The sequence below is a fragment of the Rhizobium sp. CFBP 8752 genome, assembly GCF_014842035.1.
Lineage (GTDB): Bacteria > Pseudomonadota > Alphaproteobacteria > Rhizobiales > Rhizobiaceae > Neorhizobium > Neorhizobium soli.
In genome coordinates, this window is sequence record NZ_JACYUZ010000004.1 from 282858 (window position 1) to 307271 (window position 24414).

A 24414-nucleotide genomic window follows, 5' to 3' on the forward strand; every position below is an offset into this window, starting at 1 on the left:
GATCCTGCGTCCGCTCGTCTGCCGGCTCTAATGTTGGGGCAAAAGGAACAACCGAAACCGCTGCATGTTCTCCCCGTGCAACGAATCGGAGTTTCATTTGTCCATTTCATCGAACGACACGAATTTTGCGGCGCGCGATGCCGCCGTAGCGATCAACACCTACACGACCGTCCTTCGTCGTCCAAAAGTGCCGCACGAAACGTTCGCCAATTATTGGCGCGATGTGCATGGCCCGCTCTGTTCCCGGATCCCCGGGCTTGGATGGTATGTACAAAACCACTTCAACCGCGAACAGGACGCGCATCTCTGGTCTGAAATCGACGGGGTTTCGCCATTTGAAAACTATGTCCTGGACGGCGGCGTCGAGATCGGCTTCGAGACGGCGGCCGACCACGAGGAATTCAATGACGCCTGCTCGATCCTGTTTGCGGACGAGCAGAACATGTTTGCAGCAACCGTTGCCTATGCCCTTCCCAAGGGCTCAACCACACTCATCGATCGCAGCGCCGACCCGGTTCCCAACGGAGACGACGGACTTGATCGCATCCACGTCCATCTCGGCTCCAGGACAGGCGATGCGTTTGCCTTTGCAACGTTCATGACGAACCTTGCCGAGAAGATTTCCTCAGACCCTGCCGCTATGAAAGTGCGTCTGCACCTGCCCGATGTCTACGACAACGCAAAACCCGCACCGCCTGCTCCCGGCGTCGATCATACGGTTCCAGACGAGCGCCGGCACATTGCGGTGTTGGAGCTCGCATTCGCCAGCCCGCTTACTCGTCGGCAGTTCTACGCCGGCGATCTGTTCCAGAGCACGCTCTCCGACCAGAAAGCCCAGATCAGCCATGCGACTGCCTTCGCAGTGAGCGGCATCTATACCTATGTCCGCGACAAGCAGCTGACGACCGCGGGATTGAGAGGAAGCCGACAGGCGCAGCTGATCGAGACGCTGGGAGCCGCCAACCAGGTCTCCGACGATGTTCGCACCCTTCTTCATAAGGGCGAATTGTAAGACTGGCTGTCGGTGCTTTCCTCCGCTGTATGGCTCGGGCGGGAGACGCCGACGATGTGAACTGTCGTCTCGCCGCCAGCTTCGAGATCGGGTCGCCTATGGCGGCTCGACGGGAGGCCGATCTTGTGCCACACGATTTCCACGATCCTCTTTGAATAGGGATTGCAGATAGTGCTAAAATTCCCCAGTTGAGCTGGTTCGTGCCACCACGTTGGGACCGATATGGCGAAAGACCAGTTGATGAAGATCGAGATACCCACAGACAAGATTTCCTCAAGAGAGCGGTATCTCGAAGCCATCGTCCAGAGCGCGATCGATTACGCGATCATTTCGATGGATCTCGATGGTCTCGTGACCAGTTGGAACGAGGGTGCTCGGCGTGTTCTCGGCTGGGATGCAGACGAGATGGTGGGCAGGCCGGCCACAGCTTTCTTCACGCTCGAGGATCGCGAGCAGGGCATTCCGCAACGGGAGATGACTGCCGCCCTGAGCCAGGGGCGTGGTAGCGACGAGCGATGGCATCTGCGCGAGGACGGTTCAACCTTCTGGGCGTCCGGCGAGATGATGGCGTTGCGATCCGATGACGATACCGTCATAGGCTTCATCAAAATCCTTCGCGACAGAACGCAGGAAAGAGAACAGGCCGACCAGCAACGCCTGCTCATGCTCGAGCTCGGTCACCGGATGAAAAACACCATCTCGGTGGTGCAGTCGATTGCAACGCAGTCGATCCGCAATGCGGCCTCGCTCGAAGATGCCGGCGAGAAGCTCCAGTCGCGCATGTCGGCCTACGCCTCGGCACACGATATTTTGCTCCAGAAGAACTGGGTGAGCGCGACGCTTGGCCAGATCGTGAACGCCGCAACGATCAACATCGGTCTTGAGGGTTCCGACCGCGTCCGGATCGAGGGACCGGAGATCGAGCTTGATCCCCAGGCTGCCCTGTCGTTCTCGCTGGTGCTGCACGAGCTTTTCACGAATGCCTCCAAGTACGGCGCACTCTCCGAGAGCAATGGCCACATCGAGATTGCATGGACAATCGAAGCCCGGGAGGGAGAGGATTTTCTAATCTCGTCTTGGCGGGAAGTCGGCGGGCCACCCGTCGCTATCCCGACCAGAAAGGGATTTGGCTCTCGGCTCATCGCGTCCAGTCTGAACTCTTACGGAACCGCCACGACCGATTACGAGCCGGACGGTGTCGTCGTGACAACTGCGATGCCCTTGTCCAGGATCCAGTTCGAAAAAACCTGACCGCGGTTGATACAACAAGGTTCTCTGATTGTCAGTTATCGCGTGATACAACTGGAACAAGGACTTGATTTTGGAGCCTTTACCAGACGATAGCAGCAACGAGCTTGCTGAAAAACCCGTATCGGATATCCCGACGACGCGTATGCTGTCATGGGCGCGGAACTCCGCTATCTATCGTCTGTCCAAAAGGATGCACACGGAAAAGCAGCTCCGGCAAGCGATCACGCGCAAGGCGCGGGAAAAGTTCGAAGACATCGGCGATGCGCAGGTCGAGGCGCTTGCGGCGTTTGCCGTGAAGTTCGGATATGACAACAGCGCTCTCGATGATCAGGCTTACGCAGAAGTCGCGACCCGTTCTGCGCAACGAAGCGGCCGGTCGAAACGCGCGATTTCGCAGCGGCTCGTGATCAAGGGAATAGACCGGGAAACCGCCTCCGAGGCAGTCGCTGACGTGAACGATCTGCGTGCCGCGGTCGTGCTCGCGCGAAAGCGGGCATTTGGCCCGTTCAGGAGAGTGGAGCTCGATCAGAAACGCAAGGCCAAGGAGCTCGCATCGTTTGCACGCGCAGGCTTCAGCTCGGAAATCGGGAGGCAGGTTTTCGAGATGCATCGCGACGATGCTGAGGTAGTCCTGAGCGAAGACGTGGTGTGAAGGAGCGCCGAACAGCTCTCCGGTCATTGGGGCGATGCTGGCTAGATGTTGCAGCGTATTCCTAAGTCGTAGAAATGCGTGTCGATAGTACACTTTTGCATTTTTTGCGCTTTTAAAGCGTATCTCATCAGTACCAGCTAAGTAAATTACCAATATACTTATAATTTATAAAATCTCTGATGCGTGAAGAATTTGATTTTGTTGCGGTTGGTGGCTGATTTTATTTAAAAATTGAAATCCGTAGGACATAACCCTATATCAGGTATGCCTGCGCAAAGCCTGACAGGCTGCCGGCGCGAATGCCCCGGCGGGTTCCGATATCCCAGGGCGCGTTTCAAAACCTGACATCGTTGCGATAGCGACCGTTCCACCTGATTTGCTGGCGCAGCTACCGACCTCAGATCGAACTGATCTTAGCGGCATACCCACGAGGTATCATGACGGTAGAACATCTAGGCGTGCAGCCCGCAGCAAAGCCGTGGGGCCGTCGTGAACTGAAGCCGTGGAGCCAGTCGGACGGCACGACTGTCATTGGCGAGCTGCGCTATGCGCGCAACGGTCCAGACCGTGACGCTTCGGCACTGCTTCTCAAGTTGCTGTTCACGTCTCAGGCACTGTCGATCCAGGTCCATCCGGATGACGCGGCGGCGCAGGCCGTCGGCATGAGGAACGGCAAGACAGAGGCTTGGTACGTCCTGTCTGCTGAGGACGGCGCCGAAGTGGGGATCGGGTTGAAAACGCCCGTGTCCACGGAGGAGTTGCGCGACGCCATATCCGACGGTTCGATCGGTTGCCTGCTCAACTGGCAAAAAGCCTATGCGGGCGATGCGTTCTTCGTCCCTGCCGGAACCATCCACGCGATCGGTGCGGGGCTCGTCATTGCCGAAATCCAGCAGGCGAGTGACACGACATACCGTCTCTTCGACCATGGAAGCGCGCGTGAACTCCATATCGAACAGGCAGTTTCAGTGGCGCAGCTGGGACAGGCACCGCGCCAGGAACCGATGCGTCATCTGACGAAAGAGAGAACGCTACTCGTCTCCTGCGACTTCTTCGTGCTTGAGCGGGTGACACTTGCTGCAAACACGCTGTGGCAACTCAGGGCCGAAAGCGAATGCTGGCTCCTTCTCCTTGCGGGCGAAGCGTCGATAGGATCAATGCCGCTGAAGCTTGGTGATGCCGTTTTCCTGGAAGCGGAAGACGCATCGATACGAGCCGGTGCTGCTCCGATCACAGCTTTGCTCGCCTTTGCCGGCAAAGACGCCCGGGAAAACCTGCTGCGGGAGGTCGGTCCGCTCCGGGACATGCCGGATCCCAACACGACGACCATTGTTCAACCCTTAGCGGACGTTCCAGCGTTCCCTTCAACGGAGACGCTGTCATGACCCAGACCAGGAAAATCGCTTTCGTCGGCAACTCACTGCCGCGCCGCTGCGGTATCGCGACCTTCACGACGGATCTTGAGCAAGCGGTATCGAAAACGTCAGCAAACGTCGAAACGGCGATTGTTGCCATGACGGATCATGGCCAGGTGTATGACTATCCGCACAGCGTCCATCTGCAGATCGCGGACGACGACCTTGCGGAATATGTCGCAGCCGCGAAATACCTGAACGCTGAGAAATTCGATATCGTCTGCCTCCAGCACGAGTTCGGCATCTTCGGAGGCAATGACGGAAGTCATATCCTGGCGCTGTTGTCACGGCTGACGATGCCTGTCGTAACGACGTTGCATACGGTCCTTGCCGAACCGACACCATCTCAGCGCCGGGTCTTCAACAATATCGTCGATATCTCGTCGAAGGTGGTGGTGATGGCCGCGCGGGGGCGCGAGCTGCTGCAGGAAGTCTATGATGTGCCGGCGGAGAAAATCGAGTTCGTCCCGCACGGAATCCCGGAAATCGCCTTCAGCGAGCCGGACGAGGCGAAGACGAAACTCGGTTTTGAGGGGCGATCCGTTATCCTGACGTTCGGCCTGTTGTCACCCAACAAGGGCATCGAGGTCATGATCGACGCGATGCCGGTGATCCTGCAGAGCAGGCCGGACGCAGTCTACGTCGTGCTTGGCGCGACCCACCCGAATCTTGTGCGGACCGAGGGCGAGACGTATCGACAGTCGCTCGTAGCGCGTGCGGAGGATCTCGGCATCGAAGACCATGTGGTCTTCCTCGACCGTTTCGTCGACCTGCCGACCCTCCTCGACTTCATTTCGATGTGCGACGTCTACGCGACGCCTTATCTCAACGAAGCCCAGATGACCTCAGGCACGCTTGCTTACAGTTTCGGGCTCGGCAAAGCCGTTGTATCGACCCCGTACTGGCACGCGAGCGAGCTCCTTGCGGATGGCTCCGGCGTTCTCGTACCGTTCGGCGATTCCGAGGCGATCGGTCGGGAAATCGCAGCATTGCTGACCGACGATGACAGTCGCAACGCGATACGCCGTCGGGCCTATGCCGCCAGTCGCTCGATGACCTGGCAGCGCACGGGCCAGCGATACCTCTCGCTGTTTGAGGCGGTCATACAGCCAAAAATCCGGCCCGGTGCTGTCCCGCCCGTTGGCCGCAAGCCGTCGGCCCTCGGCTCGCCCGGTGTGCCCGAGCTCCAGTTCGCGTACCTCTTGTCGATGTGTGACGACACCGGACTATTCCAGCATGCCGTCCATTCTGTCCCGGACCGGTCGCATGGTTACTGCGTCGACGACAATGCCAGGGCGCTGCTGCTTTCAGTCACTCTCATGGCCTCCGGCGAAACCCAGTTGCCCGATATCCTGACCACGCGGTTTGCGTCCTTTGTCCAGCATGCGTGGAACCCGGATCAAAAGCACTTTCGCAATTTCATGGGTTTTGACCGGCGATGGCTGGAAGACAAGGGCTCGGAAGACAGCCATGGCCGCACGCTGTGGGCGCTTGGACAGTGCGCGCTCAACGACACCAGTTCGGCGAGACGCAACTGGGCTGCCAATCTGTTTGCCGAAGCCTTGCCGACAGCAGTCGATTTCACCTCTCCTCGCGCCTGGGCATTCACGTTGCTGGGATTGGACGGATATTGCGCGGCCCGGCGCCACGACATCAATGCGCGACGGATTCGGTCCACTTTTGCAGATCGGCTGATGGCGCTTTTTTCGCATGTGGCCACACCGGATCGGCCGTGGTTTGAAGAGGGGTTGTCCTATGACAACGCCCGTCTTCCGCAAGCTCTGATCCTTGCGGGTCTGGCCGCTGAGAAGCCAACCCATATCTCCGCTGGCCTGCAGAGCCTGCGCTGGCTGATGACGATGCAGACTGCACGGACAGGGCATTTCCGCCCGGTCGGTTCGGATGGTTTCGGTGATGTCGGCTTGCCGCCGCAGCATTTTGACCAGCAGCCGGTCGAGGCGGCCGCAACCATCTCTGCCTGCCTGACGGCCTGGCATGCCGAGAAACGCCCTGAATGGCAAAGCAATGCACGGATGGCGTTGGACTGGTTTACGGGTGCCAATGATCTTTCTGTCCCGCTCGTGGATATCGACACCGGAAGTTGTCGCGATGGGCTGCATCGCGCACGCCCCAACGAGAACAGGGGGGCCGAGTCCGTGCTCGCTTACCTCTTAGGCCTCGTCGAATACCGCAGGATCGTGCGGAGCGGCAGTCAATCGGCAACCTCCTCCCAATTGCACGCCCTGAGTGCCTGATCCCGAATTCCGTTCAAATGAAATGAGATCGCTTTGTCAAAAGCCGTTGTTGTCAACCGCCAATCGCTCTTCCTACGACCCGATTCCTCCCGCGTGGTCGTGCGTCCGTTCAAGCCCGCTACCGAACCCCGGGATCTGAATCCGACGGATAAAACCCGGGCGAACCTTATTGTCGATCGGGTGCTGGCGCTGGAACCGCAGGCCGCCGATCTTCTTCTTGCGGACGTGCTCGAGAATTTTGAGGGCCGCCACCGTAACCTCCTGGCGACGTTCGAAGCACGCGCGAAGGAGATGGAAGAAGCCTTTGCGCCGCACACGGTTTTCAGCCCGACGCAGCGACAGCTGATCGGGGCCTACTTCCTCAACGAATATTCGTTTGAAGCCTCGGCACTGTTCAACCCCAGTATCGTCGCTCATCCGGATCAATCGGGCGTGCCGGAGGGTAGCCGCCGGTTTGTCTTGAGCCTGCGAGCCGTCGGCGAGGGGCATGTCTCCTCGTTGACGTTCCGCACGGGACTGATCGCGCCCGATGGCGGCGTGGAGATAGAACCGACTGCACGGCTTGCATCCACCCCAACGATCCAAACGCCACTGTCAGGCTCACCGGATGAGAGCGTCGAACTCAGTTTCAGCGCCGACCAGCATATCAGCGAACGCGTCATCTTTCCGGTGACACCAGCTCAGTCGAACGGCATCGAAGATGCACGCTTCGTCGAATTCGAGACGGAGGAGAATGAGGAAAAGACGTTCTATGCGACCTATACCGCTTACAGCGGCAAGGCCATCCGGTCGGAATTGCTCCAGACCAGCGACTTCATCTCGTTCAAGATGACGCCGTTGACCGGCACCGCGGCGATGAACAAAGGGATGGCGCTGTTTCCGCGGAAGATTGATGGTCGCTACGCGATGATTGGTCGGCAGGACAACGAAAATCTCTACCTGATCTACTCCGACGACCTGCACGAATGGAACGGCGGCCAAGCGATCCTGCGTCCGAAATTTCCCTGGGAGTTCGTACAGATGGGAAATTGCGGATCCCCCATCGAGCTCGACGAAGGATGGTTGCTTCTCACACACGGTGTGGGCCCGGTCCGTCGGTATGCGATCGGGGCCGCACTTCTCGACAAGAAGGATCCCTCGAAGGTTCTCGCCCGGTCACGCGATCCGCTCGTTCGTCCGGAAAAGTCGGAACGTGAGGGGTACGTCCCGAACGTCGTCTACACATGCGGTGGAATGCGGCACGGCGAGTTGATCATATTGCCATACGCAGTCTGCGATACGGTTTCCAACTTCTCGACGATCAGGATTTCGGAGCTGCTGCAGACCCTGGACGGGTGACACGTCCAACGAAAAACGGCGGGGACCAAAGTCCCCGCCGCCGACTGAATTAACGCGACTTCTTGTAAAGCTTTTCTGCGATCTCGAACATTTCTTCCGGCGCGTAATCCGGCGTGAATGCCGAGGGAACGCCGGTCAACTGGTGGATCTTGCCACCGTCGGGCATGCCATCGATCACTTCGAGTTCGCCCGGAGGGTCGTTCGGAAGAGCGACTTCGCCATTGCCCCAGATGCCCGCCATTTCCTTGTAGTCGTTCGGGCTGAACGTGTAGAGCCGGCGATGCGAACCCTCATCCAGGTATTTCTGGCATTCCGGGATCTTGGAAAGCGGAATGTTCGGCGTCGGCAGGAACTTTTCGATTTCAACGCCGGTGATTTTCTTCAGCGCCAATGCGTAGGCATGGGCGTGAACCGAACCGCGCACGAGAAGATAGCCGCAGACTTCGCGACCCGTCGGGTCCGTCAGCGTTTCGTAGACGCGCAGCTTGTGCAGTCGGGCACCGCATTCCAGATGGAAATTGTGCAAGAGATCGACGACGACATTGCCCGTGCTGGTGATGAAATCGTTATTCCACGATACGCCGTTGCTGTTGATCGGAGCGGCTCCACCGCCACCGGACAGAAAAGCCGCGGCCAACCGCATATCCTTCATATCCTCGAAGGGTGCGCCCGAAATATCGCCGCCGTCGCCTTCGTCGCCCCCTGGAATGTCCGGGCCGTTGTTGAGCATTCCAACGCCATTGCTGACAAGCTCGACATGGCCAAGTTCTTCTGCAGTGATACTGGCAACAAGGCTGTAGAACGGCTTCAGTTTTTCCTTGGACCGAAAGTTGAAGCTCTGAAACATGTAGTTTCCGAGCGTCGACATTTCTCCATATTTCCCGCCAAGCAATTCCTGGAGTGCTGCGGCAGCATTGGGGTCAGCACGTTTCGGTGCCGGCAGATTTGCCTGCAGCTGATCAACTCGCATGAACATTGAGGTATTCCTTTGGTTGTAGGTCTCGTCCCAACCACCGGGCAAGATGCTTGTTCCCCGGAAATATTACTCATGCTCAGAATTAACCGTCGAAGGTGATTATGTTGCTTTTGTTCCAATATTTCGTGTTGTCCGACGATTTTGACGGAACTTGAATGAGGCGAAACTGTTAACGGCGCACTCACGCGTCTGTGAGGCGCTTTAAGGATCACCATCATGGTAACACCAGTCACAACCCATCTACCGCACGAAACCACTCATGGCGTCTCAGTCAATGCGACGTCGGCACTGAACAAAGTATCCTGGGGAGCAATCTTTGCAGGCGTCGTCATCGCGCTTGCAGTGCAGTTCCTGCTCAATCTTCTCGGCGTCGGTCTTGGTGCCGCGGTGCTTGATCCGGTCACCTCCGACAACCCGACTGCCAGCACCTTCTCAATCGCCGGCGGCATCTGGTTTGTCATCGCCGGGATCATTGCGGCCTTCGTCGGCGGCTACGTCTCGAGCCGCCTGTCCGGCCGCCCGAGCAACTCGACGGGCGGTTACCATGGTCTGACGACCTGGGCTGTTACAACGCTCGTGGTCCTCTACATGCTGACAACCTCGATCGGCGCACTCGTCGGCGGCGCATTCAGCGGCCTGTCGAGCGTCATCGGTGGCGTTGGCCAGACGGCAGCAACGGCTGCGTCGACCGCAGCGCCTGCAATTGCCAATTCCGCCAACCCGATGGCCGGTATCGAGCAGCAGATCCGCAGCACAACCGGTAACGATCCGCAGGCTCTCCAGAACGCTGCAGTTGCAGCCGTTCAGGCAGCCGTAACCGGCGACCAGGCAAAGGCAGAAGATGCCCGCAACCGTGCCGCTGAAGCAATCGCTCGCTCGCAGAACATCCCGGTCGAACAGGCTCGCCAGCAGGTTCAGCAGTATGAGGCAACATACCGCGAGAACGTCGAAGCTGCAAAGCAGCAGGCACTTGAAGCCGCAGAAGCCACGGCAACTGCCGTATCTGCTGGTGCAATCCTTGGCTTCATCGCCCTGGCACTCGGTGCAATCGCCGGCTGGGTCGGTGGCAGCTTCGGGACGAAGAAGAACGTGGTCGTAACGGAGACCGTCGGTCGCCGCACGGTCTGATCTGACAAGCAAAACAACGAGCCCGCGCCAACGGTAGATGCCGATGGCGCGGGTTTTTTCATGCGAACAATGTCTGCTTGAAGTCGTGGCGCAGATCGGCCTCGCCAGCGCATCTGATGGTAACGAGTGCAGAAGGCTTGGTCCTCACTGCAGAATCGAGATCTCCTCACCATCGATACGCAGAACTGTCAGTTTTCCGGAATAGACTGCTCCGGTATCGATCCCGATGCGACCGATCCCATAATCAGGATCTTCCTGCGGCGTATGCCCGTGGACGACGATGAGATGTGGAAGTTCAGGCCCTTGCTTGAGGAACGCCCCGCGGATCCACATCATATCCTCATCGCGCTGCTCTTCGATCGGTATGGCCGGTGCCACGCCCGCATGAACGAACAGGACTTGGCCGGCCTTGAGGCTGACAGGCAGATCCATAAGAAATGATCGGTGCGTTTCAGGTACCGCCTCCTGCAAGACGTGCATGAGAGACGCGCCGCTACCTTTGCGGCGGAGGCTCAGATGCTGCAGATCCACGCCGTAGGATGCGAGCGTCTTGTCGCCGCCCATTTCCAGCCAGTGCATATACGCTTCGGGACGCTCCAGAAAGCGCAGGAACAGATCGTCGTGGTTGCCGCAAAGCGTCACGCGTTTCAAACCGAGAGGGCTGGGGCTCGAGAGATGTTCGAGCACCTGCGCCGATGCGGGTCCCCGATCGACGTAATCGCCGAGGAGAACAACGAGCCCGGGGCGTCCCAATCGCCTCATGTCATCCGCGATGACGGCTTCAGCCCTTTTCAGCAGGTCAAGACAGCCGTGAACATCGCCGATCGCGTAAAGCGGGTAGGGTAACGGTTCGCTTCCAAGGTCGAGCCTTCGCCTGCGCTGCTCGCCAAGTTGCGGTGAGGCGCGCAAGGTCAACCAGCGGATCATCTTTCGCATGCGCCGTAATCCCCGTTCGAAATCCGCCAGGGATTACGGTCGCTTTGAAGGTTCTTGCTTGTCCCGCTCAAGGCAACACCGCCATGTGCCGGATCCCGGGTTCAGATGCTCTTGCCCACACCCGTATAGGCAAAGCCGTGTGCTTCAACTTCCTGAGCGCGATAGACATTGCGCAAGTCGACGAGAACCGGCGTTTTCATGATGGACTTCAGGCGGTCGAGGTCGAGGGCTCGGAACGCATTCCACTCGGTCACGAGCACGGCGACATCGGCACCTTCAGCTGCTTCATAGGGTCCCGCTGCGAAATCGATGTCCATCATCTGCCTGGCATTTGCCATGCCTTCGGGGTCATAGCCGGACACAATCGCGCCGGCATCCTGCAAAGCCTGAACGACGGCGATTGCCGGGCTGTCGCGCATGTCGTCGGTATTCGGTTTGAAGGTAAGGCCGAACAGAGCGACTTTCTTGCCGCGCACATCGCCACCGGCAGCGGCGATCACCTTGCGGCCCATGGCACGCTTGCGGCTGTCGTTGACAGCAATCGTGGTCTCGATCAGACGCACGGGTGCGTCAAAGTCCTGTGCCGTCTTGGCAAGCGCCAGCGTGTCCTTCGGGAAGCAGGATCCGCCATAGCCCGGACCCGCGTGCAGGAATTTAGATCCGATGCGACCGTCGAGGCCGATCCCGCGCGAGACGTCCTGAACGTCTGCACCGACTTTCTCACAAAGGTCCGCCATCTCGTTGATGAAGGTGATCTTCATGGCGAGAAAACCATTGGCGGCATATTTGATCAGTTCGGATGTGCGGCGTGATGTAAACAGCAGCGGCGACTGGTTGATGAACAGCGGCCGGTAGACCTCGGTCATCACAGCCTTGGCACGGTCATCCGAGAGGCCGACAACGATGCGGTCCGGACGTTTGAAGTCATCGATCGCTGCCCCTTCGCGCAGGAATTCCGGGTTGGAGACAACGGCGACATCCGCATCCGGATTTGCTTCCCGGATGATCCGCTCGACTTCGTCGCCGGTGCCGACAGGCACGGTGGACTTCGTCACGACGACGGTAAAGCCCTTGATCGAAGCTGCGATCTCTTTTGCGGCAGCATAGACGTAACCGAGGTCGGCATGACCATCGCCACGACGCGAGGGGGTGCCAACAGCGATGAAGATGACGTCGGCTTCGCTGACAGCCGGCGCAAGCTCGGTCGTGAAGGAAAGACGGCCGGACCTGGCATTGCTTTCGACCAAGGAATCAAGGCCGGGCTCGAAGATCGGGATGACGCCATTCTTCAGGGCATCGATCTTTTCCGCGGCCTTGTCGACGCAGATCACGTCATGGCCGAAATCTGCAAAACACGCTCCGGACACAAGCCCGACATAGCCCGATCCAACCATTACGATACGCATGAAATCTCCTGAGAATTGGGTCGCTTATATTTGCGCAAGTTAAAATGTAGTAGGTCAGGCTAAAGATTGTCGATGTAAATTGATTCCAAGCATTCCTTACATGCCTCCTTATGTTTTCTTGCAAGCAAAAGGCAAAGGGTTTGCTGCGTTATAGTTACCCCCGATGACAAGTTTTTTCTCTTCCGCGCGGTGAAGTTCATATTCGCGAAATTGCATCTGCAAATACGAGACATCAGGGTGTAGCGAGAGCCATCAGCATGTCATGGTTTTGGGGCGAGAGCGGTATGCCATGTGCGAGGGCAGCCTTTCGAGTGTTATGTCTCCGCTCCCCGGGAAGACGATCTTGACCGGCATCGAGGACAAGGTCGCAGATCTGCGCAACACGGTCGGCAAAGGCGTGATTGCCGCCCCGCTCGGGATCGATAACCACAAAAAACTGGCCAGTGAATGGCGTCTGCGCACCCTTGTGGCCACTCCAGTCGAACTCACCTGAAAAATAACCGCCGGTCAGGGCCGCACTGAGGATTTCGATCATCAACGCGATCGAATTGCCTTTATGCCCGCCGAATGGCAGCAGAGCACCGCCGTCAAGAATTGCCTTCGGGTCGGTTGTCGGTTCTCCGTTGCGGTCGACACCCATGCCGGGCTTCAGGTCATGCCCGGCGCGTGCCGCGATCTGCACGTCGCCGTGAGCGATCGCTGAAGACGCCTGATCGAAGACGAATGGAGCAGAGCCCGCGCGCGGCGAGGCGAAGGCAATCGGGTTGGTGCCAAACACCGCCTTGTGGCCACCTTGCGGTACAACACACGCCATGCTGTTGACGACGCTCAGGGCGACAAGCCCCTCATCCGCAAACGGTTCGACATCCGGCCAAAGCGCGCTGAAGTGATGCGAGCGACGGATAGCAAGGACCGCAACGCCGTTGGCTTTGACTTTTTCGATCAGGTGGGACCGCGCGGCGAAGAACGCCGGCTGGGTAAATCCGCCCTTGGCATCGACGCGGAGAAAGGCCGGGGCGACGTCCTCCACCTCCGGCACGGCTTTGCCATCGACCCAGCCGCTCTTCAGAGAGGATACATATCCCGGCATGCGGAAAATCCCGTGACTCAAAGAGCCATCCCGCTCACAGCCGGCACAGTTTTCGGCAAGGATCTGGGCATTTGGCTCAGATACGCCGTTGCGAACGAAAATCGTCTTCAGCAAAGCGACCAGATCGTCAAAGCCGATATGGATGGCGGCACTTTCTGTCATGTTCTCTCCTGCGTAGCCGTTCCGCTCGGTATCTAGATGTCGCTTCAGTCGGCGCGAGAATAGCCGCAGACGCCGCGCTTTCAATCCCGGTGATGAGAAGTTCCGCGACGGACCACCATAAATCGGAGCCCCTTATCACGACGATAGATATTTCCTATCAAGCCATGCTGTTCTGCCGCTTGATCAAATCGTCCCCGCGACAAATAGATGCAGCATGGATACAGGATTTATCGGTAAAAAATCGTCGGCCGCAGGCGGCTGGGGCGCATTGAAAAGCTGCGGCAAGCAGCTGCTGAACAGCGGCTCTCCGCTGTCCGGTGCGAGGGCAATGTTGAAGGCCAATCAACCTGACGGTTTCGACTGTCCCGGCTGCGCCTGGGGCGATCCGGAGCATGGCTCCTCGTTCGAATTTTGCGAGAATGGCGTGAAGGCCGTCTCGTGGGAGGCGACCGAAAAGCGCGCCACACCGGCATTTTTCGCAGCACACACCGTTTCCGAGCTGCGCCGTCAGTCCGACTATGAGCTTGAGCTCAACGGTCGTCTCACCCATCCGATGCGTTACGACGCGGCAAGCGATCGCTACCTCCCGGTCACATGGCAGGACGCGTTCGCCGAGATCGGCGACATTCTCAAGGGATTCGACAGCCCAGACCGCGCTGAATTCTACACGTCCGGCCGCGCCAGCAACGAAGCGGCATTCCTCTACCAGCTGTTCGTGCGCGCCTACGGCACCAATAATTTCCCCGACTGTTCCAACATGTGCCATGAGGCGAGCGGCGTGGCTCTTCGCCAGTCGATCGGCGTCGGCAAGGGAACGGTCCTGCTCGAGGATTTCGAGAAGGCCGACGCGATCTTCGTGATTGGCCAGAACCCGGGTACCAACCATCCGCGCATGCTGGGCGACCTGAGGCGCGCGGCGGTCCGCGGTGCCCAGATCGTCGTCTTCAACCCGGTCAAGGAGCGCGGTCTGGAGCGGTTCTCGGACCCGCAGGACAAGCTGCAGATGCTGCGTGGCGGCGCGACCGATATCGCCAGCGACTATCTTCAGCCCCAACTGGGCGGCGATATGGCCGCCGTGCGCGGGATGTCGAAAGCGGTTCTGGCCGCGGAAGCAGCAGCTGTTGCAGCCGGCCGTCCGTCCGTGCTCGATCACGCGTTTATCGCCGAACACTGCGAAGGCTTCGACGCCTATCTGGCCGCGGTCGAGGCAACCAGCTGGGATGAGATCATCTCGCAGTCTGGCCTGACCCGCGAAGCGATCGAACGCGCTGCAGACGTCTACATGCAGGCAGAGCGCGTCATCTGCACCTGGGCCATGGGTATCACCCAGCATCTGCACTCGGTCGCGACCATTCGCGAAATCTCGAACTTCATGTTCCTGCGCGGCAATGTCGGCAAGCCGGGAGCCGGACTGTGCCCTGTGCGCGGTCATTCCAATGTTCAGGGCGACCGGACGGTCGGTATCAACGAAAAGCCTCCGGCTGCCTTCCTCGACGCGCTCGAGAAAGAATTCGGGTTCGCGGTGCCGCGCGCCAATGGTCATAACGTGATCGCCGCAATCGGCGCGATGCTGGATGGTTCCGCACAGGCGTTCATCGGGCTCGGCGGCAATTTTGCCCGTGCCACGCCCGATAGCGCACTGGTCGAGCAGGCGCTTCGCAAGCTCAAACTCACCGTGCATGTCGCGACCAAGCCCAACCATTCGCATCTGATGCCGGGCGATGTCTCATTCATCCTGCCCTGCCTTGGCCGCACCGAGATCGATCTTAACTCTGCCGGCAATTCGCAGCTCGTCAGCGTCGAGGATTCGATGAGCATGGTGCATGGCTCGGCCGGCATCAACAGGCCTGCCTCGCCGCATCTTCTCTCGGAAGTCGCGATCGTTGCCGGCATGGCCGCGTCCACCGTCGGCTCGGACATGATCAACTGGGCGGCTCTGGCCGACGATTACGACCTGATCCGCAAGCATATCGAGGCGACCATTCCGGGCTTTGAGGATTTCAACGCGCGTCTGCGCAAGCCGCGAGGCTTCCACCTGCGCAACACGGCTGCCCATCGTGAGTGGGTCACGCCGACGGGCAAGGCATCCTTCTCCGACATCGCCCTGCCGTCCGAGACCGTCAATCAGGCCGCCCTCAAGCGGCACGATCACTTTGCGCTGCAGACGTTCCGCTCGCATGACCAGTACAACACGACGGTCTACGGTCTCGACGATCGCTATCGTGGCGTTTACGGCGAAAGACAGGTCATCTTCATGCACCCCGAGGACGTGAAGGCGCTGTCCGCAAAGGCTGGGGAACGCGTCGACGTCGTCTGCGAGTACACTGACGGCATCGCCCGCGTTGCATCTGATTTCCGCCTTGTTCCCTACGACATTCCGCGGGGCAGCATCGCCGGCTATTATCCCGAACTGAATGTTCTCGTACCGATCGGAAGCGCGGGCGAAGAGAGCGATACGCCCACATCCAAATCGGTGATGGTCTCCGTTCGCCGTCGCGAGGCGGCGTGACGGGAAACCCGCCGGATCCAGACCGGTTTATGGCGCTCACTGCCAGGCTGCAACAGCAGGATCCCCGCCTCAGCGGCATTCAGGCGGGGATGATCATTGCCCTCGATCTCGATGTTGCCAGGGACAGCCGCAGCTTTTCGCGGCTGTTCGGCATCGAGCATTCGATCGTGCTGCGTGAACTGACGGACATTCCGGGTGCCTGGCTTCAGGTCACCAGCAAGGATGAACGCACGCTCAGGACATTTTACCGCCGGCCTGACGACGGGGCGACTGTTCCCGTCGAATAAAAAGCTTTGGTGGAGGCGGTTGCAACCTCCTTCCCGCGCTGACCTTCGGTGCGGGTATGAAGACGTCATGTCTCACCATGGTCCCATTGCTAATAAGGTGCTGCAATCGAAGTCCGGGTGATCGAGCCCGGGCTTCTGTGCGTCGGTGACTGGTATCCACACGGCAACGTCCGTCGCCTCCATCTCTCGCATCGCTCAATGGCGGGACATTGCCCTGCCGTGCACTTTGAGTTCGTTCGTCTTGTATCCCCCGACGTTCGCCAACCTCGTTGCTGATGCTCTCCCTAAGTGCTGTGCTAGCTGGCGAGTTGTCTCGACCTTGCGACGCTTGTTGTCGCCGCAATGGCACTTTCTGCGTCTAGCTTCGTTTCTGTTGCGATCTTGACTGAGGTTGTGTTCCTGAAAGTCGTGACAGTCAGATCTGTGCATTGCAGCAACGAGTGAAAGGGCTGTCGGCGCTGTCGATGGTGCGTTGCTCGTGACCGCGAGGATTGTGCGTTGCAACTAACTTCTTGCGGTTGCAGAGGTTTTTCCGCAGGGACCTGGAACTTATCTCATTTGTAAGAAAGTGATGACCCGCCTCTTGAAGCTTGCATCGCATCGACCAAATGATGGCCGTCACTGAGAAGTTTGAGTTTGTCATGCCCGCATTTATGGAAAAGACCTTCGGCCCCACGGAACTTGAAGTCCTCGATATCGTACTCGAGAATTGGCGAGCGAAGTATCATCTCGAGAGGAGCGATCCGGACGTCAGTATCGCGGCTGCGGTCATGATCAACCTGTTCCGGGAAGGCAATCACACGATTCCGGAACTGGAAACAGCGCTTGCCGGCCACAAAGCGCTCGCCGATCTCATTTCATGACGCTTGCCGCTTGCATCGGTACGAGCCTGGCGTGATGATGGACGTGATGTTCCTCTGAGCCGGTAAATCGCCTGATGCCCTACCAGACCACGATCGAGCAGACGGTCTTTCGTTTCCGTGATCTGAAGGATCTCTTGGCCAAGGCGACGCCCGAGCGGTCTGGTGACCAGCTTGCGGGGGTGGCGGCAGAGGGTCCGGTGGAGCGGCTTGCGGCGCAGATCACACTCGCAGACCTGCCGCTTAAGGCATTCCTCGCCGAGGAGCTGATCGCGGCCGAGACCGACGAGGTCTCGCAACTGATTGCGGATCAGCACGATCTTTCAGCCTTCGCTCCAATCTCGTCGCTGACGGTCGGCGAGTTCCGCGAGTGGCTGTTGAAGCCCGAGACGGGACAGCGTCAGCTGGAGGCAGTCACCTTCGGCCTGACGCCTGAAATGGTCGCAGCGGTCTCCAAGATCATGCGTGTTCAGGATCTGATCTCGGTCGCCGCCAAGCGCGAGGTCGTCACACGCTTCCGCTCGACGATCGGCCTTACCGGCCGGCTTTCCACGCGCAACCAGCCCAATCATCCAACGGATGACTCGCGCGGCATCGCAGCGTCCGCCGTCGACGGTTTACTGATGGGGTCGGGCGATGCGGTGATCGGCGTCAATCCTGCAACCGATAGCATTGAGGATTACGTCCGGATCGTCTCCCTGCTCGATGAGTTGCGCTCCCGTCTGTCAATCCCTACCCAGACCTGCTGCCTCGGCCATGTCACGACGGCCATCCGGGCAATCGAGCAACAGGCTCCTGTCGATCTGGTATTCCAGTCGATCGCCGGCTCGCAAAAGGCAAACGAAGGTTTCGGTGTCAATCTGGCGATCCTAAAGGAAGCCCATGACGCGGCGCGGGCTCTCAAACGCGGCCCTGTCGATGCGAACCTGATGTATTTCGAAACCGGACAGGGTGCGGCGCTTTCCGCCGATGCGCATTTCGGTGTGGATCAGCAGACGATGGAAGTGCGCGCCTATGCGGTTGCTCGGGCGTTCGATCCGCTTCTTGTCAACACGGTCGTCGGCTTTATCGGCCCCGAATATCTCTTCAACGGCAAGCAGATCATCCGCGCCGGGTTGGAGGACCACTTCTGCGGCAAGCTCATGGGTCTGCCGATGGGGGTCGACGTCTGCTACACAAACCATGCGGATGCCGATCAGGAGGACATGGATACGCTCCTGACGCTTCTCTGTGCCGCCAACGTCAACTTCGTCATCACTGTGCCAGGCGCTGACGATATCATGCTCAATTACCAGTCTCTATCGCACCACGACGCCGTTTACTGCCGCGAGACTCTGAAACGCCCGCCTGCACCGGAATTCGAAGCATGGTTGAACGAGATGGGGCTCACCGATCCGGCAGGCTATTTGAAGGACGATCCGGTGCGGCTGACCCGGCACCTGTCCGAGCTTGCTCTTCTTGGAGCCTCGGCATGACGGATCGCGATCAGCCTGTCCCGGTGGAAGACACCGAAAAGCGCAGCCTCGATCTCAGGTCGATGACCGCGGCCCGGGTATCGCTCGGACGCTTCGGCGCCGGTCAGCCGACAAAGGTGCAACTCGCGTTCCTGATGGATCACGCACGGGCTCGCGAGGCGGTGTGGAGCGGGATGGATCGCCATGGCCTTTCGCAGCGTCTGAAGTCGATGGGCCTTGGCGCAATCGAGGTCACAAGCCTTGCGGAAGATCGCGGAACATACGTCCGTCGCCCGGATCTTGGCCGGCAACTTTCCGGACCGTCTGTCGATTTGCTTCGTTCGGTGAGACCCGAAAGCGGCGACAATTTCGATGGGGTCATCGTTGTCGCCGATGGATTGTCGTCCAATGCGGTGGAAATCAACGCAACGCCGCTGATCGAGGCGCTTCAAACACGCTTGAAGGAATTGAATCTTTCCCTGGCGCCGATCGTTCTGGCTGAAAATGCGCGGGTTGCGCTGGCCGACCCGGTCGGCGAGGCACTGGGTGCCAAGCTATCGATCATTCTGATCGGGGAGCGACCGGGGCTTTCGGCAGCCGACAGTCTCGGCGCCTATGTCACCTACGAACCGAGGTCAGGCACGCCCGATTCCCGACGCAACTGCATATCGAACATCCGCGACGGCGGGATGTCGATTGCCAGCGCGGCCGATGCGATCACGGCTCTGGTCAAGGCGATGATGCAGACCGGTATCAGCGGCGTTGCCCTGCGCGACGCAGCAGCGCTCCTGGGTTAGGGCACATATCAAAAGGGCGGCACCTTAGAAAGGTACCGCCCTTTTGACGCTTGGGAGCGTATCTTATTCCGCCGGCTGCAGGACCGGGGCTACCGGATCGCCGGTCAGCTCACCGGCCATCGCCTTGTCCAGCATGTCCTTGTCCAGCTCGTTTTCCCAGCGTGCGACGACAATGGTCGCAACCGCGTTGCCGACGAGGTTGGTCAGGGCGCGGCACTCCGACATAAAGCGGTCGATGCCGAGGATGAGCGCCATGCCGGCGACCGGGACGGAGGGAACAACCGATAGCGTTGCAGCCAGCGTGATGAAGCCTGCACCGGTGATGCCGGCGGCACCCTTGGAACTCAGCATAGCCACGAGCAGAAGCAGGATCTGATCACCAAGCGACAGGTCAATGCCGGTCGCCTGAGCGATGAAGAGTGCTGCCAGCGTCATGTAGATGTTGGTGCCGTCGAGGTTGAACGAGTAACCGGTCGGGATGACCAGGCCGACAACCGAGCGCTTGCAGCCTGCACGTTCCATCTTCTGCATCAGGCCGGGAAGCGCTGCTTCCGACGACGAGGTGCCGAGAACGAGCAGCAGTTCCTCTTTGATGTAGCGGATCAGCGAGAAGATCGAGAAGCCGTTATACTTCGCCACGGCGCCCAACACCACGATCACGAACAGAAGTGCGGTGATGTAGAATGTCAGGATCAGGTAGGCGAGGTTGGCGACCGAGCCGATGCCGTATTTGCCGATGGTAAATGCCATCGCGCCGAAGGCGCCGATCGGAGCGGCCTTCATCAGGATCGCAACAAGACGGAAGATCGGAGCGGTGAGCGAGATCAGGAAGTCCGTGACCGGCTTGCCCTTTTCGCCGACCATGCCGAGCGAGATACCGAACAGGACCGAGAAGAACAGGACCTGAAGAATGTCACCCTGGGCAAACGCGCCAACGATGGTTTCCGGGATGATGTTCATCAGGAAGCCGGTGATCGTCGTCTCATGCGCCTTGGTTGCGTAGGTCGCCACAGCCTTGCCGTCCAGCGTGGACGGATCGATGTTCATTCCGGCACCCGGATGCAGCAGGTTGCCGACAATCAGGCCGACGATCAGTGCGAGCGTCGAGAAGGTCAGGAAGTAGAGCATCGCCTTGCCGGCGACCCGGCCAACCTTCTTCAGGTCGGACATTCCGGCGATGCCGGTTGCCACGGTGAGGAAGATCACGGGAGCGATGATCATCTTGACCAGCCGGATGAAGGCGTCGCCAAGCGGCTTCAGGCTGGCGCCGAATTCAGGCCAGAAGTGGCCGATCAGCATGCCCGCGATGATCGCGACGATAACCTGGAAATACAGGTGGCGATAGAATGGCAGTGCCGCCGGCTTGCCGGCAGCGGGTGTCGAGATATCCATAAAGTCCTCCAGTCGCCCCGCTCAAGGTTCCCACCCGGGGCATGTTCTTAGAATCGAACTTGAGGCGAGCAAGGGACGTGCCAGATCCGCACGGATCGACTAAGTTATTGAATTAACTTGACGGCGTTATCTTAACCAGGTGTCGGGTAAAGCGATTTGTGCGGAGTACCGCACTCGTCCTTGATGTTTGTGCGAAATTATGCTCATAGGGGCGATGTCCTACACAAACGATCCTCACCCTGCTGAGCACCTGGTTCGGAAGTTTCGGCTGGCCTGGATCGTGTTTGGCGTCGCTGCGATCAGCATCGTGGTCGCCGCAGGGTTTGCGGTCGAGCGCTACGGCCGCGCATCAGCTTTAACGCGACTTAAAGCGCAGGCTCGAACGGATGCGGACTTGAAGGTTGCTCTTCTGCAGGCCGTGCTCGAGCGACCGCGGGCGCTACCGTTGCTTCTGGCCGGTGACCGCGAGGTCCGCGACGCTTTGGTCGACCTGAGCGCCGATGCGGCTATCGCGAAGAGAGAGGCACTGGATGCCAAACTCGAAGACCTGGTCGTCAAGACCAATGCCAGCGTGATCTATGTCGTTGGCCCGGATGGAATTGCGATCTCGTCGAGCAATTGGCGGGAGCCAACAAGCTTCGTCGGCAACGACTATACGTTCCGTGCCTATTTCACGCGGGCGATGCAGGAGGGGGCGGCTGAACATTTCGCACTGGGCAGCGTCAGCAAACGGCCCGGTCTCTACATCTCGCAACGCGTCGGTCCGGCCGAAGCGCCGCTCGGCGTGGTCGTTGCAAAGATGGAGTTCGATCAGCTGGAAGCGGACTGGCGCAACTCGCAGCGCCCTTCGTTTGTTGTTGATTCCAGCAATGTCGTACTGATCACCAGCCTCCCATCCTGGCGGTTCATGACGACGCAGCCGCTGGATCCGGACGATCTCGGCGCCATTCGCCAAAGTCTGCAATTCGGCGATGCGCCGCTTCTTCCCCTGCCATTCATCCGTCAGCAGCCGGTCGGAGACAACGCGCGGACGCTGCAGGCTATCCTTCCGGGAGGCGCGGGAGCAGAAGACTTCCTGGAGATCACGACCCCGATCCCGTCGACCCCCTGGCGCTTCGAATATCTTCTGCCAATCTCCAAGGCTCTGTCCGACGCGCTTCGCGAAACGCGGCTGATGGCGATCCTGGCCGTGACGACACTATTGGCGCTGGCAGCGTTCCTGCTGCGTCGGCGGCAGGTGACCGAGATGGCGATTGCACAGCAGAGGCTTGCGCGGGAAGATCTCGAAAATCGGGTTGCGGCGCGCACGATCGACCTCAGTCTGGCGCGCGACAGGCTGGAGGCGGAGATCATGGATCACAAGCAGACCGAGAGCCGGCTGCAGTCCGTCCAGCAGGATCTGGTACATGCCAACAGGCTTGCCATCCTCGGCCAGGTTGCAGCCGGTGTCGCCCACGAGATCAACCAGCCTGTCGCGACGATCCGCGCCTATGCGGACAATTCCAAGGTACTGCTCGAACGGGGCAGGGCCGAGACTGCGATCGAAAATCTGGATCACATCGCGTCTCTCACGGAACGGATCGGTGCGATTACGGATGATCTGAAGGCACTTGCGCGCAAAGGTCGACCGGCTCCGGAACCGGTCCTGCTGCAGGAAGTCTTCGACGGTGCGACCATGCTGGTTCGCAGCCGCTTCACCGGACGAATGGATACGCTGAAGATCACGCCGCCGCCAAGCGGGCTGGTCGTGATGGGGAGCCGGTTGCGGCTGGAACAGGTGTTTATCAATCTGTTCCAGAATGCGCTGGAGGCTGTTGAGGGCCGGCCGGATGCGCTGATCCAGGTGACGACGGATGTGTCTGCCGATCGGGTGCTGGTGCATGTCTGCGACAACGGTCCCGGCATCGCGCCGCAGATTCTCAAGGCTCTGTTCGAGCCCTTCAACTCGTCGAAGGAAAAAGGGCTGGGGCTCGGCCTCGTCATCTCCAAAGACATCGTCACCGATTACGGCGGGCGCATCGAGGTCGAGAGCCGCGATGGACGGACCTGCTTTACAATATCGCTCGTGAGAGCTGATGAGGAAAACGATCATGACAGAGCCTGACATGGGCGCGGTGCCGGTCATTCTGATAGACGACGACGCCGATCTCCTGCGCGCCACAGGCCAGACGCTGGAGCTTGCCGGTTTCGAGCCGATCGCTTTCACCTCGGCTACGGATGCTCTGTCAAAAATCTCCGCGGATTTCCCGGGTATTGTCGTCTCCGACATCCGCATGCCGGGGCTCGATGGTCTCGAACTTTACGACCGCCTCCGCAGTCTGGACGAAGAGCTGCCGGTCATTCTGATGACCGGCCACGGCGATATTCCAATGGCTGTGAAGGCCATCCAAAGCGGCGTCTACGACTTCCTTGCCAAGCCGTTTGCGACGGACAGGCTTGTGCAATGCGTCCGGCGCGCTGCTGAAAAGCGACGTCTGACACTGGAAAACCGCCGGCTGCGCGCAGCAGCTCAAAGTTCCAGCCAGGAATCCCCGTTGGTCGGCCAGACACCCGTCATGCAGCGACTACGCAACATGCTTCGCCAGATCGCCGATACCGATATCGATGTCCTCGTCACCGGCGAGACCGGAAGCGGCAAGGAAATCGTTGCCGGTCTTCTGCATGGATGGAGCCGCCGTGCCGCCGGGAACTTCGTGGCGCTCAATTGCGGCGCCTTGCCGCAGCAGGTGATCGAAAGCGAGCTGTTCGGTCACGAACCGGGCGCCTTCACCGGCGCGCAAAAAAAGCGCATCGGTCGCATCGAGCACTCGAGCGGCGGCACGCTTTTTCTCGATGAGATCGAGAGCATGCCGATGTCTGCGCAGGTGCAGATGCTGCGCGTGCTGGAGATGCGCGAGGTGATGCCGCTCGGGACAAACGAAGTGCGTCCCGTGGATCTGCGGATCATCGCCGCGTCCAAGGTGGATCTGGGCGATCAGGCTCAGCGCGAGACGTTTCGGGAGGACCTCTATTTCCGGTTGAACGTCGTCACGATCGCCATTCCGCCCCTGCGGGAGCGGCGGGACGATATTCCCCTGTTATTCAGCTATTTCGCGGACCGTGCCGCAACCCGCTTCAATCGGGAAGCGCCCTCGATCACGCCAACAATCGGCCAATACCTGCGCGACCATCACTGGCCCGGCAACGTCCGCGAGTTGTCCCATTTTGCCGAGCGTGTGGTTCTGGGACTTGATCCGACAAGCTCTCCCGCCCGGCAATCATCCGATCCGGAGGCGGGGTCACTGCCTCAGCGGCTCGAACGATACGAGGCAGAGATCATTCGCGAAACGCTGACAGCATGCGACGGCGATGTGCAGCAGACGATTGCGGCGCTCGGCATTCCCCGCAAGACCTTCTACGACAAGCTGCAGCGGCACGGCATCGTCAGAAGCGAATTCGCGGACAAGCGCCTTTCCTGAACTTGCTCGCGGCTCTGCGTTTGCGGGCGACGCCGA

General features: G+C 59.5%; 20 protein-coding genes. 14 read left to right on the forward strand and 6 right to left on the reverse strand.

The features are described 5' to 3' along the window. Positions 1–97: 97 nt before the first annotated feature. The 5 genes from IFT59_RS19865 to IFT59_RS19885 all read left to right on the forward strand — a co-directional run bounded on the left by IFT59_RS19865 (position 98) and on the right by IFT59_RS19885 (position 6585). On the forward strand, positions 98–1012 hold the full coding sequence (locus IFT59_RS19865; RefSeq protein ID WP_249407662.1) for a hypothetical protein: 915 nt from the start codon (positions 98–100) through the stop codon (positions 1010–1012). A gap of 240 nt (positions 1013–1252) precedes the next feature. Further along, positions 1253–2263 carry an HWE histidine kinase domain-containing protein gene (locus IFT59_RS19870; RefSeq protein WP_062576546.1) on the forward strand — a complete coding sequence of 337 codons (1011 nt, stop codon included), beginning with the start codon at positions 1253–1255 and terminating at the stop codon, positions 2261–2263. Positions 2264–2405: 142 nt separating this feature from the next. Beyond that, the gene (recX, locus tag IFT59_RS19875; RefSeq protein ID WP_062576544.1) at positions 2406–2915 is read left to right on the forward strand and encodes a recombination regulator RecX; all 510 of its coding nucleotides are present in this window, start codon (positions 2406–2408) and stop codon (positions 2913–2915) included. Between the two features lie 437 nt (positions 2916–3352). Further along, on the forward strand, positions 3353–4300 hold the full coding sequence (locus IFT59_RS19880) for a class I mannose-6-phosphate isomerase (RefSeq protein WP_192087967.1): 948 nt from the start codon (positions 3353–3355) through the stop codon (positions 4298–4300). Next, on the forward strand, positions 4297–6585 hold the full coding sequence (locus tag IFT59_RS19885; RefSeq protein ID WP_192087969.1) for a glycosyltransferase family 4 protein: 2289 nt from the start codon (positions 4297–4299) through the stop codon (positions 6583–6585). The genes IFT59_RS19880 and IFT59_RS19885 overlap by 4 nt, the downstream gene beginning before the upstream one ends. Before the next feature lie 72 nt (positions 6586–6657). On the opposite strand, the gene IFT59_RS23450 is transcribed toward IFT59_RS19885, so the two are convergent. Continuing rightward, positions 6658–7074, reverse strand: a complete 417-nt coding sequence (locus tag IFT59_RS23450; RefSeq protein WP_371816240.1) for a DUF559 domain-containing protein — start codon at positions 7072–7074, stop codon at positions 6658–6660. A gap of 48 nt (positions 7075–7122) precedes the next feature. On the opposite strand from IFT59_RS23450, the gene IFT59_RS23455 reads away from it, so the two are divergent. Next, positions 7123–7923, forward strand: a complete 801-nt coding sequence (locus IFT59_RS23455; RefSeq protein ID WP_446737852.1) for a glycoside hydrolase family 130 protein — start codon at positions 7123–7125, stop codon at positions 7921–7923. A 49-nt stretch (positions 7924–7972) separates the two neighbouring features. Here IFT59_RS23455 and IFT59_RS19895 read toward each other — a convergent pair whose 3' ends face one another. Next, positions 7973–8899, reverse strand: a complete 927-nt coding sequence (locus tag IFT59_RS19895) for a manganese catalase family protein (protein ID WP_113110092.1) — start codon at positions 8897–8899, stop codon at positions 7973–7975. Positions 8900–9115: 216 nt separating this feature from the next. Here IFT59_RS19895 and IFT59_RS19900 point away from each other — a divergent pair, with 216 nt between their 5' ends. Then, the gene (locus IFT59_RS19900; RefSeq protein WP_062576535.1) at positions 9116–10027 is read left to right on the forward strand and encodes a hypothetical protein; all 912 of its coding nucleotides are present in this window, start codon (positions 9116–9118) and stop codon (positions 10025–10027) included. A 144-nt stretch (positions 10028–10171) separates the two neighbouring features. Here the strand turns inward: IFT59_RS19900 and IFT59_RS19905 are convergent, their stop codons facing one another. From IFT59_RS19905 to IFT59_RS19915, 3 genes are all read right to left on the reverse strand, one after another. Next, a complete protein-coding gene (locus IFT59_RS19905) occupies positions 10172–10963 on the reverse strand; it encodes a metallophosphoesterase family protein (protein WP_192087972.1) in 792 nt (263 codons plus the stop codon). A 101-nt stretch (positions 10964–11064) separates the two neighbouring features. Further along, positions 11065–12369 (reverse strand): UDP-glucose dehydrogenase family protein, encoded by a 1305-nt coding sequence (locus IFT59_RS19910; protein WP_192087974.1) that lies wholly within the window; start codon positions 12367–12369, stop codon positions 11065–11067. 232 nt (positions 12370–12601) lie between these two features. Further along, positions 12602–13621 (reverse strand): Ldh family oxidoreductase, encoded by a 1020-nt coding sequence (locus tag IFT59_RS19915; RefSeq protein ID WP_192087976.1) that lies wholly within the window; start codon positions 13619–13621, stop codon positions 12602–12604. A gap of 214 nt (positions 13622–13835) precedes the next feature. Between IFT59_RS19915 and IFT59_RS19920 the strand changes: the two genes are divergently transcribed. From IFT59_RS19920 to eutC, 5 genes are all read left to right on the forward strand, one after another. Further along, on the forward strand, positions 13836–16130 hold the full coding sequence (locus IFT59_RS19920; protein ID WP_062458812.1) for an FdhF/YdeP family oxidoreductase: 2295 nt from the start codon (positions 13836–13838) through the stop codon (positions 16128–16130). After that, on the forward strand, positions 16127–16417 hold the full coding sequence (locus tag IFT59_RS19925; RefSeq protein WP_342366121.1) for a hypothetical protein: 291 nt from the start codon (positions 16127–16129) through the stop codon (positions 16415–16417). Before IFT59_RS19920 ends, IFT59_RS19925 begins: the two co-directional genes overlap by 4 nt. A gap of 641 nt (positions 16418–17058) precedes the next feature. Further along, complete coding sequence (locus tag IFT59_RS19930; RefSeq protein ID WP_062460391.1) at positions 17059–17280, forward strand: hypothetical protein; 222 nt, start codon at positions 17059–17061, stop codon at positions 17278–17280. A gap of 74 nt (positions 17281–17354) precedes the next feature. After that, the gene (locus IFT59_RS19935; RefSeq protein ID WP_192087977.1) at positions 17355–18752 is read left to right on the forward strand and encodes an ethanolamine ammonia-lyase subunit EutB; all 1398 of its coding nucleotides are present in this window, start codon (positions 17355–17357) and stop codon (positions 18750–18752) included. After that, entirely contained in the window at positions 18749–19528 is a 780-nt protein-coding gene (gene eutC / locus IFT59_RS19940; RefSeq protein ID WP_192087979.1) for an ethanolamine ammonia-lyase subunit EutC, read from the forward strand. The genes IFT59_RS19935 and eutC overlap by 4 nt, the downstream gene beginning before the upstream one ends. A gap of 63 nt (positions 19529–19591) precedes the next feature. Here the strand turns inward: eutC and IFT59_RS19945 are convergent, their stop codons facing one another. Next, positions 19592–20920 (reverse strand): dicarboxylate/amino acid:cation symporter, encoded by a 1329-nt coding sequence (locus tag IFT59_RS19945; RefSeq protein WP_062458822.1) that lies wholly within the window; start codon positions 20918–20920, stop codon positions 19592–19594. Between the two features lie 187 nt (positions 20921–21107). Between IFT59_RS19945 and IFT59_RS19950 the strand changes: the two genes are divergently transcribed. Both IFT59_RS19950 and IFT59_RS19955 read left to right on the forward strand, forming a co-directional pair. Further along, the gene (locus IFT59_RS19950; RefSeq protein WP_446737850.1) at positions 21108–23024 is read left to right on the forward strand and encodes a sensor histidine kinase; all 1917 of its coding nucleotides are present in this window, start codon (positions 21108–21110) and stop codon (positions 23022–23024) included. Next, positions 23011–24378, forward strand: a complete 1368-nt coding sequence (locus IFT59_RS19955; protein ID WP_274598296.1) for a sigma-54-dependent transcriptional regulator — start codon at positions 23011–23013, stop codon at positions 24376–24378. The genes IFT59_RS19950 and IFT59_RS19955 overlap by 14 nt, the downstream gene beginning before the upstream one ends. Positions 24379–24414: the final 36 nt, after the last annotated feature.